This window comes from Paenibacillus sp. J2TS4, from assembly GCF_018403245.1.
Classification (GTDB): Bacteria; Bacillota; Bacilli; order Paenibacillales; family NBRC-103111; genus Paenibacillus_L.
Genome location: NZ_BOSH01000002.1, coordinates 533,505 through 548,233, shown reverse-complemented (window position 1 = coordinate 548,233; position 14,729 = coordinate 533,505). Strand labels below are relative to the sequence as shown.

15 protein-coding genes are annotated in these 14,729 nt (G+C 49.0%); 12 read left to right on the top strand and 3 right to left on the bottom strand.

Annotated features, from left to right (window positions below; all coding sequences use genetic code 11):
• Positions 1-178 precede the first annotated feature (178 nt).
• The 8 genes from KJS69_RS06705 (at position 179) to KJS69_RS06670 (ending at position 5,911) form a co-directional block, all read left to right on the top strand.
• Positions 179-445, top strand: a complete 267-nt coding sequence (locus KJS69_RS06705) for a metal-sensitive transcriptional regulator (protein WP_213582826.1) — start codon at positions 179-181, stop codon at positions 443-445.
• Positions 446-1,061: 616 nt separating this feature from the next.
• Complete coding sequence (locus tag KJS69_RS06700; RefSeq protein WP_213582824.1) at positions 1,062-1,658, top strand: ArsR/SmtB family transcription factor; 597 nt, start codon at positions 1,062-1,064, stop codon at positions 1,656-1,658.
• Complete coding sequence (locus KJS69_RS06695; RefSeq protein ID WP_213582823.1) at positions 1,655-1,870, top strand: hypothetical protein; 216 nt, start codon at positions 1,655-1,657, stop codon at positions 1,868-1,870. The genes KJS69_RS06700 and KJS69_RS06695 overlap by 4 nt, the downstream gene beginning before the upstream one ends.
• A 20-nt stretch (positions 1,871-1,890) precedes the next feature.
• Complete coding sequence (locus KJS69_RS06690; RefSeq protein WP_249730396.1) at positions 1,891-2,475, top strand: ATP-dependent Clp protease proteolytic subunit; 585 nt, start codon at positions 1,891-1,893, stop codon at positions 2,473-2,475.
• A gap of 269 nt (positions 2,476-2,744) precedes the next feature.
• Positions 2,745-4,169, top strand: a complete 1,425-nt coding sequence (locus KJS69_RS06685) for an MFS transporter (protein WP_213582821.1) — start codon at positions 2,745-2,747, stop codon at positions 4,167-4,169.
• A gap of 169 nt (positions 4,170-4,338) precedes the next feature.
• Positions 4,339-4,776 carry a MarR family winged helix-turn-helix transcriptional regulator gene (locus tag KJS69_RS06680; protein ID WP_213582819.1) on the top strand — a complete coding sequence of 146 codons (438 nt, stop codon included), beginning with the start codon at positions 4,339-4,341 and terminating at the stop codon, positions 4,774-4,776.
• 86 nt (positions 4,777-4,862) lie between these two features.
• Complete coding sequence (locus KJS69_RS06675; protein WP_213582817.1) at positions 4,863-5,480, top strand: NUDIX hydrolase; 618 nt, start codon at positions 4,863-4,865, stop codon at positions 5,478-5,480.
• A gap of 23 nt (positions 5,481-5,503) precedes the next feature.
• A complete protein-coding gene (locus KJS69_RS06670; RefSeq protein ID WP_213582815.1) occupies positions 5,504-5,911 on the top strand; it encodes an NUDIX hydrolase in 408 nt (135 codons plus the stop codon).
• A 304-nt stretch (positions 5,912-6,215) separates the two neighbouring features.
• On the opposite strand, the gene KJS69_RS06665 is transcribed toward KJS69_RS06670, so the two are convergent.
• Positions 6,216-6,704, bottom strand: coding sequence for a DedA family protein (locus KJS69_RS06665; RefSeq protein WP_213582813.1), 489 nt, complete (start codon positions 6,702-6,704; stop codon positions 6,216-6,218).
• 15 nt (positions 6,705-6,719) lie between these two features.
• Positions 6,720-7,280: a CDP-alcohol phosphatidyltransferase family protein gene (locus KJS69_RS06660; protein ID WP_213582811.1), complete on the bottom strand. Its 561-nt coding sequence runs from the start codon at positions 7,278-7,280 to the stop codon at positions 6,720-6,722.
• 337 nt (positions 7,281-7,617) lie between these two features.
• Between KJS69_RS06660 and KJS69_RS06655 the strand changes: the two genes are divergently transcribed.
• Positions 7,618-8,298, top strand: coding sequence for a response regulator transcription factor (locus tag KJS69_RS06655; protein ID WP_213582809.1), 681 nt, complete (start codon positions 7,618-7,620; stop codon positions 8,296-8,298).
• On the top strand, positions 8,295-10,046 hold the full coding sequence (locus KJS69_RS06650) for a sensor histidine kinase (RefSeq protein ID WP_213582802.1): 1,752 nt from the start codon (positions 8,295-8,297) through the stop codon (positions 10,044-10,046). The genes KJS69_RS06655 and KJS69_RS06650 overlap by 4 nt, the downstream gene beginning before the upstream one ends.
• 270 nt (positions 10,047-10,316) lie before the next feature.
• Here KJS69_RS06650 and KJS69_RS06645 read toward each other — a convergent pair whose 3' ends face one another.
• Positions 10,317-12,578, bottom strand: a complete 2,262-nt coding sequence (locus KJS69_RS06645) for a helix-turn-helix domain-containing protein (RefSeq protein WP_213582800.1) — start codon at positions 12,576-12,578, stop codon at positions 10,317-10,319.
• A gap of 268 nt (positions 12,579-12,846) precedes the next feature.
• On the opposite strand from KJS69_RS06645, the gene KJS69_RS06640 reads away from it, so the two are divergent.
• Both KJS69_RS06640 and KJS69_RS06635 read left to right on the top strand, forming a co-directional pair.
• On the top strand, positions 12,847-13,770 hold the full coding sequence (locus tag KJS69_RS06640; RefSeq protein ID WP_213583074.1) for an ABC transporter permease: 924 nt from the start codon (positions 12,847-12,849) through the stop codon (positions 13,768-13,770).
• Positions 13,771-13,782: 12 nt separating this feature from the next.
• Positions 13,783-14,667 (top strand): carbohydrate ABC transporter permease, encoded by an 885-nt coding sequence (locus KJS69_RS06635; protein ID WP_213582799.1) that lies wholly within the window; start codon positions 13,783-13,785, stop codon positions 14,665-14,667.
• The last annotated feature ends 62 nt before the right edge of the window (positions 14,668-14,729 follow it).

Below are 14,729 nucleotides of genomic sequence, written 5' to 3'. Positions count from 1 at the left end.
AATAGGCATCTAAAAAATGCGTAACAATGAAGCAAAAGGGTTGCGATAAAGCGAAGGAAGAGGGAGACTTGATGATGCAGCGCCTGATTCACGAATTGGATAAGTACTAAACGTGAAATTCGTGTGAATTAAGCTATAATATACCTATACATGTAATGTACCGATGGGGGATAACAAGATGACTATGAATTACGATGATGATGTTAAAAGAAGACTTCGCCGCGTTGAAGGACAGGTTCGCGGTGTTCTGAAAATGATGGAGGACCAAAAGAATTGCAAAGATGTAGTGAGTCAGCTTTCCGCTGTCCGCAGTGCGGTGGACAAAGCGGTTGCTTATGTGGTAGCAGTCAACCTGGAACAGTGCATTCTGGAAGAGAAGGGTGCGGGCCGCGATACGAGCAAGATGGTTCAGGAAGCCGTCGAATTGCTAATTAAAAGCAGGTAATGAAGCGCGACAATCTGCTCAAGATGTTCTGAAAAATTATCCGTGCCCAACCATAGACAAAGAACCTTCGGACCCTTATATATTGGGGGAACGGAGGTTCTTTTTTCAATTATGAATTATTTGAATAAAGGTGACGAAGGGTAGGAAGTCATAGACAGGCGACTCGTGCCGTCTCACAGTAGCAAACCGAAAGAGGAATAACATTAAGGTGCTAAAGTGCACCTCATTTCCACAGTTCTATTCATTTTTGTGATTAAGGTGTAAAGGTGCACTCCATTTTCCGCTTTTTTGTTGAAAACGACGATTTCGCCAATTTAAAGGGTACTTTTGCGCTTTAATCTCCATTTTCGGGAAAAATTTGGATTTAAGAGGTATTTTTGCACTTTGATTTGGTAACAACTCCACTAAAAAAATGCCTCAAACCTATAAATAATTTGATTGAAGCCACATGTATTGGTATATGTGGGCAACTATGGGGCTGGCCTCCTTTGGACCCGTATCCCCTTGGATCAGAAAAATTTGGATTCATAACTTTCACGGATAAGATTGACAAAACTAACTCATCATAATAAAATAAATTTACGTAAAAAATAATTTTTAGGAGAGCGCAAAGACGATGGCGGAAACAGACATAATGGAAGTCTATAGGCTGGAAAGCCCGGAACAGGCGCTTGCGCTGCTGAATCCTTTGCGGGCGGAGATCTTGAGAATGCTGAACGAGCCTTCCTCTGCCTCAGAGGTCGGCCGGCAGCTAGGGGAAGCCCCGCAGAAAATCAACTATCATCTGAAATCGCTTGAAAAAGTCGGATTGATCCAGAGAAGCGGCACCCGTCAAGTGAAGAATTTGATCGAGGTGCTGTATCAATCGATCGCCAGAACATTTATCATTCCGGAATCGTTCGGTTGGCCGGAGGAGACGGTAAGCAGGATGAAGGATCAAGGTGCGCTGCGGCATCTGATTACCGTTTCGGAGCGAATGCGCAGCGATGCTCTGCGGCTGATGGAGGCATCCGATGAAGCGGAGGAGATTCCAAGCGCCACGCTGGAGACAGAGGTCTATTTGCCGGATGAAGCGGACCGGCAATCGTTCATCCGCGACTATGCGGAGGCGATGAAGGCACTGGCGGAGAAGTATCGAACCGCAGGGAATAAGAATGGCTATCGCGTATTGATGGCCGTTTATCCTGAACCCGAACAAGGAGGTAACCAATGAATATCAAAAGTGAACCGGTCACAGCCCGGCCGATAGTGGTTTGGGAGAAAGCAGCAGAGGAAGGCCGCGAGGCGACCGTACAAGAATGGCATACAGGCGGCGAAGCCGGGGTGAAGATGCCTGTCATTCGCGTAGTATCTTCAGGCTTTGGCCTGCCGCAAGCTAACAAGAACGCAGGTACAGCGAATCATTCGCTTCGTTGTGCGGCTTAAAGAAAGGGGATTGGAACGAAATGAGTATAGTGCCAGTCGTAGTGGAACAGAGCAGGGGCGGAGAGAGGTCCTATGACATCTATTCCAGACTGCTGAAGGACCGAATCGTATTTCTGGGCTCCGCCATTGACGATTCAGTAGCTAACGCCGTTATCGCTCAGCTGCTGTTTCTTGCTGCGGATGACCCCGATAAGGATATCCATCTGTACGTTAACTGCCCGGGGGGATCGACGTCCGCCGGATTTGCGATTTACGATACGATGCAGCATGTGAAACCGGATGTGTCCACGATTTGCGTGGGGCTCGCCGCTTCCTTCGGCGCCGTACTGCTTGCCGCAGGCGCCCCCGGCAAACGGCTCGCTCTCCCGAACGCCGAGGTGATGATTCACCAGCCGTGGGTGGGCGGCGGCGGAATCAAAGGCCAGGCGGCGGATATCGCTATCCATGCCCAGAACATTCTGAAGACCCGCGATCGGATCAACCGCGTACTGGCGGACAAGTGCGGGCAACCTCTGGAGAAAATAGAGAAGGATACGGACCGGGACCATTATATGTCTGCCGAAGAGACGCTGGAATATGGCTTGATAGACCGGATTTGTAAGTAAATAGTTGCGTAAGGGGAGGTTCATGACGGGGTCGCGGAAGTGAAGTACGTCATCGCCCCTTTCTTCTCTGAATAGTTTGTCCTGATGACCGTGGATGCTGGTAACATTCGCGGTCTTTTTGGCTTTCCCTGTGGGGATGTAATTCCTTATGGCTGTTTGGACATTGGAAAAGGAGGGCTTGACAGCCATATAGTATAGAAACTAAACTAATTAATGAGATAGATTTAGAAAAACTATACTATGATCAGCTTAGGAATGGAGAACCCGTCATGAATTCTTTACCACTGTCTCTTGAACGTTCTGCCAAACCAAATCCGACGTTTATGCTGGCTGCTATCTGTATGGGCGCATTTGTTTCCCATTTTACGGCCGGCGTTGTCAATGTCTCGCTTCCTCATTTGGCCGAGCTGTTTGCAACGGAGATCCGAATCGTTCAATGGATAACGACCGGCTATTTGTTAGTCATCGCAGCTTTACTTCCATTGATGGGGAAGCTCGGGGATCGATATGGTCATCGCCGGATTCATAATCTCGGGTATGTGTTCTTCGCAGCGAGCTCGCTGCTGGTTGCACTTTCCCCGAATATTACTCTGCTGCTTGCCTTCAGAATGGTGCAGGCGATCGGCGCCGCGATGTTTCAAGCAACCAATATGGCGCTGGTTGCGATTCATATGCCCGCGAATGCTAGAGGTCGGGCCATGGGGATCTTAAGCACGGCTGTCGCCCTGGGCGGGATGAGCGGTCCCATCGCCGGCGGATTTATTGCACAGTGGCTTAACTGGCATTGGTTGTTTATAGTCCATGTCCCCATCATCCTTGCGGCAGCATGGCTGGCCTATCGCTTCATTCCGGTCCAAGTCCCGGCAAGCCGTAACGGCCAAGTCGATATTCCAGGCGCGGTTTCGTTTGCGGCGGCTATCAGCTTCGCCATCATCGCAGTCTCGAACGGGAATACATGGGGCTGGCTTTCCCTGAATACCGGAATTCTGTTCTTACTGGCCGCTCTGTCCATGTCCTGGCTCATATGGCGGGGCTCGACTCACAGCTCTCCCTTTTTGCCGATGAATGTTTTTCGTATCCCGGCCGTCGTTTCCGGATTAGCAGTCAGCTTTCTCTCTTTTATTCTGGCTAATACTCTTCTGGTCGTCATGCCCTTCTATATGACTGTTTCTGCCGGATTCGCACCTGCAGAAGCGGGGTATTTGCTGGCCGCTTATCCGCTGGCGCTCGCTTTCACCGGCCCCCTGTCCGGGCGTCTGTCCGACCGTTACGGCTCCAGACCGTTTTTATTTATAGGTTTATGCGCTATGGGAGGCGGGTCTTTATTATTTATGCTGGTTCCTGATACTCCGGCCCTATTTGGAATTATCGCGTCTCTGATTCTGACCGGGATCGGGATGGGGCTCATTGCCGCTCCCAATAACAGCTTCATTCTGAGGCAAGTTCCTTCTTCTCTTATCGGGACGATAGGTGGAATCATTGCTTTAACCCGCAATGCCGGTATGGTGGTTGGCGCGGCTCTGGGACTCGGGCTCATGAATGACGCGGCTGGGAGCGGTGAAGCATCGGCTTCTGGCGAATGGCTGACTCCTTTTGCTATGAATATCCTCGTAAGTGTGATCGGCTTGGCCATATTGGGGAGTGAAACCGTCCTCGGACAGCGTCATAGAGTCATTCAACGACAAATGGATTAGCAGTGCGGACCGATACATATCCTTCGGAGGCACTTTCCTTCGGAACGGAAGGGTCGATTTCTTTAGTGCCACATATGTAGATCTCATTCGGAGGTTAAACTACGTAAGGTTTTCCTATTCTTGACATGCTATCGGTTAAGAACTAAATTATTATAGGGGCGAATAAAACATGATTCCAACTGAACCTGCAGGTAAGGGAAGCCATATTCTTGGCCGGCTTATTTTTCAATTACAGCGGCTGGAGCGCGAACCCCGTCGTTTTGGCGAGGCTGGTGTCCTGACTCCCAGTGAAATTCACATGATTGATGCGATAGGCTGCGATAGCGGGATGCTGATGAGTGAGCTAGCCGGCCGACTCGGGGTAACCAAAGGAGCGGTAACCCAACTGGTTGCCAAGCTGGAGAGCAAGGAACTGGTTCAGCGCGGCTCTCACCCGAACGATTCACGAGCCGTTGTCATTTCGTTAACAGCAACCGGGAAGTCGGCTTACCGTGCACACGAAGCGGTTCATCATGAGTTTTATCAAGAGCTCAGCCGTCAGTTTACACCGGAAGAAATTGCTGTATTTGAAAGATGCATCGAAAAATTAACCCAAATGTTAAAATAACTTCCAAGACATCAGGGACAACTCCTATACCGTTGTCCCTTTTATTTTATCCTGATATGAAGACAAGAAAGGAGGAAGATGGAGTTATGGAGCATAAATGGCGGGAGTGGACACAGCGGCTTCAATCTATAAGCGAAGCAGGGTTTGCCCATGCTAAAGACACGTTTGATAGGGAACGATTCGAACAGCTGGCCCTCGTCCGTGCGGACATTATGAAGAACTGCCGAGATGCGGGAACAGAGAGGATCAGCACATTATTTGCCGGCGAGTCGGGAGGCGCTACACCCAAAGTCGCTGTACGTGGGGTGGTATTCAAGGAGGGCAAACTATTACTGGTCAAAGAAATAGCAGACGGAAAATGGTCTCTGCCAGGAGGGTGGGCGGATATTGGTCTGTCTCCCAAAGAAATAGCCGTCAAGGAAATTAGAGAAGAATCCGGCTTCGAAGTCCAGCCGATTCGACTATTGGCCCTTCTGGATAAAAGGCTTCACGATCACCCTTCGGCGAAATTCGACGAGTATATCCTGTTTATTTTATGTGAAATTATCGGGGGAGAAGCGAAGGGAGGAACGGAAACCGAGCAAGTGGAATTTTTTGCAGAGGATCAGTTGCCCGAATTGTCTAAATCACGAAACACGGTCCAACAAATCCGGTCGCTATTCCAATTATTAAGGGAACCGGATAAAGAAGTTATGTTCGATTAATCATTTAGGGAGGGGAAGCTTGGATGGATTCGTGGTCGGGCTCAGCCGGAGTATGTGTTAACGATTTAGGCCAGCTGCTTATGGTGCTTCAGGGCAAGCCGGAAGAAAAGAAAGTGTGGTCCGTGCCGTCGGGAGGGCAAGAAGGAGACGAGACACTGGAGGAATGCTGTGTTAGAGAGGTATATGAGGAAACGGGATACGAGGTTAAGGTAGTTAAAGAGATTCAGAAGAAGCAAGGAAAGCATAACCAGATCGAATTTACGGTTACCTATTTCGCGGTAGAACGGATAGGCGGGACAGCTAAGATCCAGGACCCCGATGGTCTTATCTATGACATTGCATGGAAGTCGGCCAAGGAGCTGCAGGAATTGGAGCTGTCCTTTCCGGAAGACCGGGCGTTCCTGCTGGAATATTTGAAATCCCTTTCGTGATCAAGGATGCGTACCATTCCTCTCGGGAATTCGCACCGCACTTTAGAATGCGGTGCGAAGCTGCATAGCAATCCCATGGCCGCAGCTATGGAACCGTATAGGCTAGTTTGATTTAACAACTTGCGTCAGAAGTCTCATTCCTAAGCGAAGCATGAATGACGCCTTTCCCGAACATCTTCGCTGGAGTATGCTGATATGGAGTAGATCGGGCAAATCCCTATCTACAATAGGTACATGAAGTTGTCCGTGGTAAGAAGCCCCGACATCAACTAGAGATAGCGAGTAAGTCAGGGAGGTTCACGTCTTATTCGAATTGCACGCCGATAAAATAGCCCAACGTAATAAACAAGACACACCAGACCAGAGCTCCGGCACCTGCAAACAACCAATATTTGCGCCGCTCGATCCCGCTTATTCCGGACAGGTAGCAGGTGAGGTGACGGATGCCCGGAATGAAATAGCCGAAGCTGACCGTCCACAGGCCATATCGATTAAACCAGCCTTCGGCTTTTTCTAGTCTCTCCGGAGTAAGGAGAAGCCATTTGCCATATTTCCATATCAGCGGCTTGCCAATTTTACGACCCAGCTCGTAGCTTAGAATCATCCCGGACATAGCTCCGAGCAAGCTGACGGATACGGCGGCTGAATAACCAAATATTCCAATGGAAGCCAAGTAACCGACGAAGGTCATCAGCACTTCATCGGGAATAGGAAGACCAATGATTCCCAGGGCAAGGAGGAAGTATAGAGCAATATATCCGTATTGTGCGATCATTTCCTGGACAAATTCCATATCTGTATCTCCGTTCTAGAGGTTGTTCAAAAAGTCCCTTTCGTCCGGCAATGATTTGACTTTGCGCCCTGCGGGGATTTTGAACGTGCTGATCATTAGATAAGAGAGAAGGACGACGGCTAGAGCGAGGAAGAGTTTATCCAGCTGTGTACCAAGAAGAGCAAGCATCGCGAGCATACATCCGGCGATAGGTACGGGTAGTCCAACATAATAGCCTCCGGGCGTTGTCTGGATATTGTCCCTGGCCAGCCGCAGTGCGCCGCAAATCGGGAACAAAGACGTAATGATGATACCGAGTGCGAAGGCATCCAGCTGATGGAGGACAACGACATACAATATCATCGCCGGAGCGGCACCGAATGAAATGAGCTCCGACAAAGACCGCAGCTCTTTGCCGAATTCGTTAACCAGCTGCATCTTGGCTGTCATGTAACATCCGAGACCGTTAATCACTGCCGCCAGCATGACAAACAACACGGCATAAGCGGTATAACCTTCAAAAACATGAATAAGTGAAAGGACTCCCGCACTTAAACTCCCCGTAGTAAAAAATAAAGGGATCAATTCTATAATCATCGTCATGGCTCCTCCTTAATGCATGCGATTCGCCACCTGCAAATGGCTTGAATCTGACAACCTTTTCCAACAAAGTTGCGTATTTGACCCATTATACCCTGCCCGTGTGTATTTCATGTGTATATTCTTAACAAAAAGTGATTTTCTTGTCCGATTTCTCACAGGCTAACACACAAAATACACATCGGTTTGTTATACTAGGAACGGAACCATTCTCCAGGTTTTCGCCTTAGGGAAAACCTGGAGAAATGGAAAGCCGCCGGTCGCGGCTGCCGGTTATATTGCCTTTATCGATGAAAGGGGCAGGCCAGAGGTGACTTGGAAACTGGAGGCACACATGAAAAGGAAGGTTCTTCTTATTGAAGATGAAAGCCGAATCCGTGAAATCGTTGCGGATTACTTTGAACGGGACCATTGGACGGTTTATGAGGCGGAGAACGGCAGACAAGCGTTAGATATGCTGGCACACATGAAAGTGGACCTTGTTATCCTCGATATTCTGATGCCCGAATGCGATGGCTGGACGGTTTGCAAATCGATTCGCGCCAAGTCGGACATTCCGATCATTATGCTGACCGCCAAATCAGAAGATGATGATAAAATGATGGGTTTCGAATTAGGGGCGGATGATTATGTCACCAAGCCTTTTAGCCCAAAGGTGCTGGTGGCCCGGGCCAAAACATTAATGAAACGGGTGGAAGGCACGATCGGTAAAAAAGATCACCTGGTCACGTTTGGCCGGGTTGTTATCAACAAGCGGGCTCATCTGGTCGATTTGGACGGAACTCGAATCGATTTGACACCGAAGGAATATGAATTGCTTTTATATTTAATCAAAAATGCCGGCATCGTGCTTTCCCGGGAAACTATTCTCGATCACGTATGGGGGTTCGATTACTTCGGGGATTTGCGGGTTGTAGATACGCATATCAAAAAATTGCGGAGCAAGCTGGGAGATGAGGCTCGTCATATTCGGACAGTCATCCGGGCCGGCTATAAATTTGAGGAAGATCAATGAAAAAAAGAGGCGTAATTTTCAAACTGTTTGCGATTACAGCACTCTTCTTTCTATTATTCTATGCGATCATCATGCTGGGGCAGCTGCTGTTTTTCGAGAAATTTTATCAGCAGAAGAAAGGCGCCGATTTGGAAAGAAAGCTGAAGGCTTTCGAACAATATTATGTAACGCAGCAGTGGGATGACAAGCGCATGAGCCGGGAAATCGCGTTGTTCATGACTCATAATAAATCCCAGTTAGCGATTCTGAATCCGGACGGCAAAGTGAAGTATGACAATCCGTTCCGTATCGTCGTTCAGGAGGAAGACGGTCACAGTGTCAAGATTTCTCTCTCCTTATTTAACCATTCGGATCTGGAAAATTTATGGAACGCGAATCTTACGCTCGGAGACAAGATAGAAGCTGAGGGACTGTATGAGGATGAGACGAATGATTTTCTGTTTCCGCTCGTCATCAAAAAACCGGGCGTAAAGGACATCGGCACTTTGAAGGGGATTGAAGAGCCGGAAGAGCTCGATCGAGTTTCCGGTACGATTACCGATTTATTGCTGCCGGGTCCCAACCAATGGAATTTGCGGCAAGGCCTTCTGTTTCTCGCCCTGGACGAATGGTTTCCGCTGTCGGAGGCTCATGCTGCCCGACTGCACAATGGTCATATTCTGTCGGCGGAATGGACGGAGCCATGGACGGGAATCCGCTCTCTAATCGCTATTCAACCCGTGATGCGGGACGGGCAGGTTAGCGAGTTGATCATGGCGTTAACCTCCTTGCAGCAGATTAGTGAAGCGAACGACGCGCTGCAATTATTTTATGTATACATCGGGATAGGTGGCTTTGCCCTAATCCTGCTTCTGTCCCTGATTTTTTCCAAAATCGTTTCCAAGCCGCTTCTTTCCTTGAATCGGATTGCCCTTCGCATGGCGAAGCTCGATTTTTCGGTGAAGTCTCCCATCCGCAGCAACGATGAGTTCGGAAGCCTGTCCGACAGCTTGAACAGTCTGTCTGAGAAGCTGGATGATACTCTGAAGCAGTTGCAAGAGACCAATCATCAGCTTCAGGAGGAAATGGAGCAGAAGCAGCGGATCGAACGGATGCAGAAGGAATTTATGTCTAACACCTCTCATGAGTTAAAAACGCCGCTCAGCATTGTCAAAGGCTTTGCGGAAGGCTTGAAGGACGGGGTGGGTGAAAATAAGCGGGAGCGATATATCGAGGTCATTCTGGATGAGACCGGAAAGATGGAAAACCTCGTAAAAGACATGCTGGAGCTTACTAAGCTGGAGACCAAAACGATCAGGCTGAGAAAAACCAGCTTTTGTGTTAGCGAGCTGATGGAGGAAATTGTCGATAAGCTGTCCCATCATCTGAATGAAAAGCAGTTGAAGGTGGTGACCGTTACAGCCAGCGAGCCGGTCGTCTATGCGGATCAGGAAAAAATCGAGCAGGTTATCTTCAATATCCTGATGAACGCGATCCGGTATGCAACCGCTGGCAACGAGATTACGGTCAGGATCGATAACGAAGAGGACAAAATGCGGATGTCCATTGAGAACGAAGGGGAACCGATACCGGAGGATCAGCTGGAGCACGTGTGGGAAAGGTTCTATCGCGCAGAGCGGTCCCGTAATCGAAAAACCGGAGGAACCGGGCTCGGACTCGCCATTGTCAAGCATATTCTGGAGCTGCATGAAAGCGAGTACGGAGTCGCCAACACGAAGCGGGGCGTTGCTTTTTATTTTGTTTTGTGAACCGGCCCATTGAACTGCTTTTAATTGAACCTGGAGTGGGGAATTAAAGGTATAATGGCACTTGTTTCCTCATGAATGGCCCATGAGAGTGGAAAAGAGGTAAAGTGCACCTAGTCCCCACTGAAAGGTCATGAGTAATTATTATTGCCGAAAAATCAGCCCGGGAGGGACCTTCTGTGAAGAAGTCCTCCCGGGCGATTTGTCGTTCTGGCGGGAACATGAGGTGAACTTTTCTTTAGTGCCACAATATCTGGGTCGGGGCATCTCAGCTCAAGGCATCTCTCCGACTCCGGATTCGAACATTTTGCTTTTTCGGTATTCTCCCGGCGGTATGCCCGTTATCTTCTTGAACATTCGGATGAAGGAGGTTACGTTGCGGTAACCGATCCTCAGACTGATTTCCTTCACGCTGAGATCGGTATCGAGCAGCATCTCCTTCGCTTTGCTTATACGAACGGCATTAATGTGTTCGCTGAAATTAGCCCCCGTTTTTTCCTTAATATAGACCGACAAGTAGGCTACGGACAAGTTCAGTTTATCGGCCAGCAGATCGAGCGACAAATCTTCGGCAAACCGGTTCTCCACATAATCCATGACGAAGGCAATGGTCGGATCCTCGCCTTGTTTTCTCGACTGAATGATCGCTCCAGCGGTATGTAACAGTTGGGCAAGAAACTGCTTGAACTGCTCAATGGTGCAGCATTCCTGCATAAGCTCAAGCTGCGTCTGCCGCATGGAGGAATCCGCATCTTCCCCGTAGGGCTCCAGCATTTTGGCTACCCTCACGATGACTCCCAGAGCGAGCTCGCGAAGCTGCTGAAGGCTCGCTTCTTTTTTATCCAACTGATCCAATATCCGTTCCATGAAGGCGATGCAGAAAAGGTGGTTGCCCGCCTGCAAATTGGCGTACAGCTCCTGCTCCTGGGGCACCGTAAGCACGGGATGGGCGGGCACTCGCCGGTATTCGCGGATCACCTGGGTCTCATCGAGCGGTCTTGCCTGCTCGGCCAGCTTTAACACCTGGCGGTAAGCATCGTTAAGATCGGCCGCCTGGCCATAGATCGAGCTTACAGCGATGGTCACCAAAAAATAGGATTGGTCGCGATCCAGAATCTCCTTCAGCATCGTCAGCGTCTCGTCCAGTGCCCCCGGTATTTCCTCGGCTCGGATGAGGGAGAGAATCTGGTTATTCTCGATTTGAAACGTATGAGAGGAAGGCATTCTTTCCGAAATGACGACATTGATATACTCCTGAATGTAATAAGCCATCCGATCCGTCTGCATCTGGCTGCTGGCTACGGTCCGTGTCTTGAAATGAAGCTGATAGAGCACGATCACGAACGGTTCATCCATCTCGGCGATATCTTTCCATTCGTTAATATCGGACGTTATCGCCTTCAATTTGTTGATGTAGCCAAAGCTGGTCAACAGCGATCTTTTGCCGGTCAGGTCTTTCTGGATCGTTTCCTTCTCCTTCATCAGCTCATAAATGTTCTGATGAATCAAGTCGAACTCGAGAATAGCGCTCTGCAGCTTGACCGGGTCCCTGCGCATAATCGATGTAACCATCTGTTTCACAGGCCGGTTGATCTTGCGGCTAAAGAACACGCTGGCAAACACCCCGATCACAATAGACACGATACAAATCAGAAGTAGCAGCAGACTTGCGTTCCGGACTTGAGAAGCAATATTCGCATAAGGCACCGCCGTCACATAAGTGAGGTCGGCCGTTCTTTCGATGAAGAAATAATAATTGCCGACCAAGCCGTATTCTTTACCGTTGGCGAAGACGGGGATATCGTTCGCCGACAGCGTGTCGGAGGAACGGTAGAGAAGCGATCCGTCCTGCGTCACAATCATGAAATGCCGGTTATCGATTCCGTAGAACGCTTCCTGCAGTGCCCGCGCGTCCAGCAGAGCGATGAGCATGTAATTGGACGAAGTTGCCCGGAATGAAAACGGGATGAGCTGAACATCCACCGACGAATTTACGGTAGAAACGGTAAACGTTGCTTCCGGATGCAGCACATAGTTGCTGTTACGGTTCATTTGCTCCTTCCAATAGGATAGGGGATAGGCATCACTCTCGTAAAACTGGGAGAACAGCATCTCCGCCTCGACAGTTCCTTCTTTTTCTACTATTAAAGATCGTGAATCGAAATAAAGAAACAGATTGTTAAGAAAAAACATCGGGTTGTACGCCGGCGAGCGAACACTCTTCACCACATCCCCAGCTTTCCAATAATCGATTTCCGCCTCTGTTTTCCTGTGCAGCTTACGGTTGAAAGCTACGACTTGCTCATTCATATAGATGTCGAACAGCAGTGTCTTGACCCTCTCGATATGCGTTTGGTACCGTTCCACCGTGTTTTTCAGTATCAAGCGGTTGTATTGGATAATTTCGTTTTGCACGCTTTGGTTGAACAAGTGGACGGACAGCAGATTAAAAACGGAAAAAAGCAAAATGATGACGAGAAAGCTGAAAAAAACTTTGAAGACTAAGCTTTGGCGATTCAATACGGCCCATTTCAATCGAACATGCTCCCTTACCGTTTAATCAGGGCTTCCTATTAATAGAAGCGCTTACATCAAATATGTATTCATTATACTTAAAGTCGATTTATTGTAAAACATGCCCTTTTTTATATAGTTATCATTTTTTTCTGCATGACAATGTGCTGCAAGCTACCGAAAGAAGTGTATATTCAATTTCTCGGGGTGCTCTGGTATGCTCCGGATTGAATAGACGAAGGAGGGTGGGAGCTTGTCAAAACAACCATTACCGCCGGTGCAGGCGGAGATGGGTCTCAGTAGAAAAAGGTCCGTGATCACAAAACGGATTCGGAAAAACTGGGACTTGTATTTGCTCTTGGCGCCGGTCATCGCGTTCTTTATTCTCTTTGAATATGTTCCGATGTACGGCGTGCAGATTGCATTCAAGAACTTTATCGCAACCAAAGGCATTTGGGGCAGCCCCTGGGTAGGTTTTCAGCATTTCGAACGTTTTTTTCAAAGCTATTATTTCTGGCGGCTGCTCAAAAACACTCTTGGCATCGGGCTGTATCAGCTGTTCGTCGGCTTCCCGGTTCCTATTATTCTGGCGTTGATGATTAACGAGGTTCGATCGAGAACGTTCAGCCGTTTTGTGCAAACGGTCACATACGCGCCGCATTTCCTGTCCACGGTTGTCATGGTGGGAATGATCCTTATTTTTCTGTCACCGCAGACCGGTCTGATTAATCTGGTCATTATATGGTTCCGTGGAGAACCGGTCGAATTCCTGACCGAGCCTGCCTGGTTCAAATCCGTATATGTCCTTTCGGGGGTTTGGCAGCAGATGGGTTGGAGTTCGATTATTTATCTCGCCGCCTTGACCGGGATCGATCCGCAACTGCATGAAGCGGCCCGCGTAGATGGAGCCAGCCGTTGGCAGCGTATCTGGCATATCAATTTGCCGGGGATCGTTCCGACGATCACCATTTTACTTATTCTGAATATGGGTTCTTTGCTCAGCGTCGGCTTCGAGAAAGTATTTCTAATGCAAAATTCGCTGAATATGCCGGCCTCGGACGTTATTGCCACCCATGTATACCGCAAAGGAATCATTGACGGGCAATATAGCTATTCTGCGGCGGTCGGGCTGTTCAACTCCGTTGTCAACTTCATCCTGCTCGTTATTGTTAACCGGATTGCCCGCAAAGTGAATGATACAAGTTTATGGTAGGAGGTGTAGAGCATGAACAATCCAAGCTTCGGCGATAAGCTGTTCGAAGGGCTTGTCCACGCCATTCTGGCGGTCATATCCGTCATCGTGCTGTATCCGCTGATCTTTGTCCTCGCCGCATCCATCAGCAACCCGGAAGCGGTCATGCAGGGGGAGGTGTGGCTGTGGCCCAAAGACATTACGTGGATGGGCTACAAGAAAATATTCCAAAACCAGGAAATTCTGTCCGGCTATATGAACACGATCCTGTATACGACCGTCGGTACGGCTATCAACCTGATTCTGTCTGTGGCGGCGGCCTATCCGCTCTCGCGAAGAGACTTGTACGGGCGTAATCTCATAGCAGCGCTGATGGTGTTTACGATGTTTTTCAGCGGGGGAATGGTCCCTACCTACCTTCTGGTCAAAAAGCTGGGCATGCTCAATTCCATGTGGGCGCTCATTATTCCGGGAGCGGTATCCGTATACAACATTTTGATCATGCGGACTTTTTTTCAAAGCTCCATCCCTTATGAGATGCAGGAGGCCGCATCGATAGACGGCTGTTCCAATCTGGGCATCCTTATGCGAATCGTGCTGCCGTTGTCTTTACCCATTCTGGCGGTCATGATATTGTTCTACAGTGTTGGCCACTGGAACTCCTATTTTAGTGCCCTTATGTATTTGACCGACCGCCACAAATACCCATTGCAGCTGTTTCTGCGGGAAATTCTGATCCAGGGGCAGATGCAGGAGATGCTTGGGGTCGGTGATGACTCCCATGCCCGCAACGTCATGGAAGGCGAAGCGATTAAATACGCTGTCGTCATTGTAGCCAATTTGCCGGTTTTATTGCTGTACCCGTTCCTGCAAAAATATTTTGTCAAAGGCGTCATGATCGGCGCCGTCAAAGGCTGAGTCTCAACACGGTTGAGCCGGGGGTTGGGAGACATTGGCTTTGTGATATGCGATGTATCACT

Excerpts from the sequence above, each read along its gene's own strand:
- KJS69_RS06705 (WP_213582826.1), top strand. The coding sequence starts at position 179 with ATGACTATGAATTACGATGATGATGTTAAAAGAAGACTTCGCCGCGTT.
- KJS69_RS06700 (WP_213582824.1), top strand. The coding sequence starts at position 1,062 with ATGGCGGAAACAGACATAATGGAAGTCTATAGGCTGGAAAGCCCGGAA.
- KJS69_RS06695 (WP_213582823.1), top strand. The coding sequence starts at position 1,655 with ATGAATATCAAAAGTGAACCGGTCACAGCCCGGCCGATAGTGGTTTGG.
- KJS69_RS06690 (WP_249730396.1), top strand. The coding sequence starts at position 1,891 with ATGAGTATAGTGCCAGTCGTAGTGGAACAGAGCAGGGGCGGAGAGAGG.
- KJS69_RS06685 (WP_213582821.1), top strand. The coding sequence starts at position 2,745 with ATGAATTCTTTACCACTGTCTCTTGAACGTTCTGCCAAACCAAATCCG.
- KJS69_RS06680 (WP_213582819.1), top strand. The coding sequence starts at position 4,339 with ATGATTCCAACTGAACCTGCAGGTAAGGGAAGCCATATTCTTGGCCGG.
- KJS69_RS06675 (WP_213582817.1), top strand. The coding sequence starts at position 4,863 with ATGGAGCATAAATGGCGGGAGTGGACACAGCGGCTTCAATCTATAAGC.
- KJS69_RS06670 (WP_213582815.1), top strand. The coding sequence starts at position 5,504 with ATGGATTCGTGGTCGGGCTCAGCCGGAGTATGTGTTAACGATTTAGGC.
- KJS69_RS06665 (WP_213582813.1), bottom strand. The coding sequence starts at position 6,704 with ATGGAATTTGTCCAGGAAATGATCGCACAATACGGATATATTGCTCTA.
- KJS69_RS06660 (WP_213582811.1), bottom strand. The coding sequence starts at position 7,280 with ATGATTATAGAATTGATCCCTTTATTTTTTACTACGGGGAGTTTAAGT.
- KJS69_RS06655 (WP_213582809.1), top strand. The coding sequence starts at position 7,618 with ATGAAAAGGAAGGTTCTTCTTATTGAAGATGAAAGCCGAATCCGTGAA.
- KJS69_RS06650 (WP_213582802.1), top strand. The coding sequence starts at position 8,295 with ATGAAAAAAAGAGGCGTAATTTTCAAACTGTTTGCGATTACAGCACTC.
- KJS69_RS06640 (WP_213583074.1), top strand. The coding sequence starts at position 12,847 with ATGGGTCTCAGTAGAAAAAGGTCCGTGATCACAAAACGGATTCGGAAA.
- KJS69_RS06635 (WP_213582799.1), top strand. The coding sequence starts at position 13,783 with ATGAACAATCCAAGCTTCGGCGATAAGCTGTTCGAAGGGCTTGTCCAC.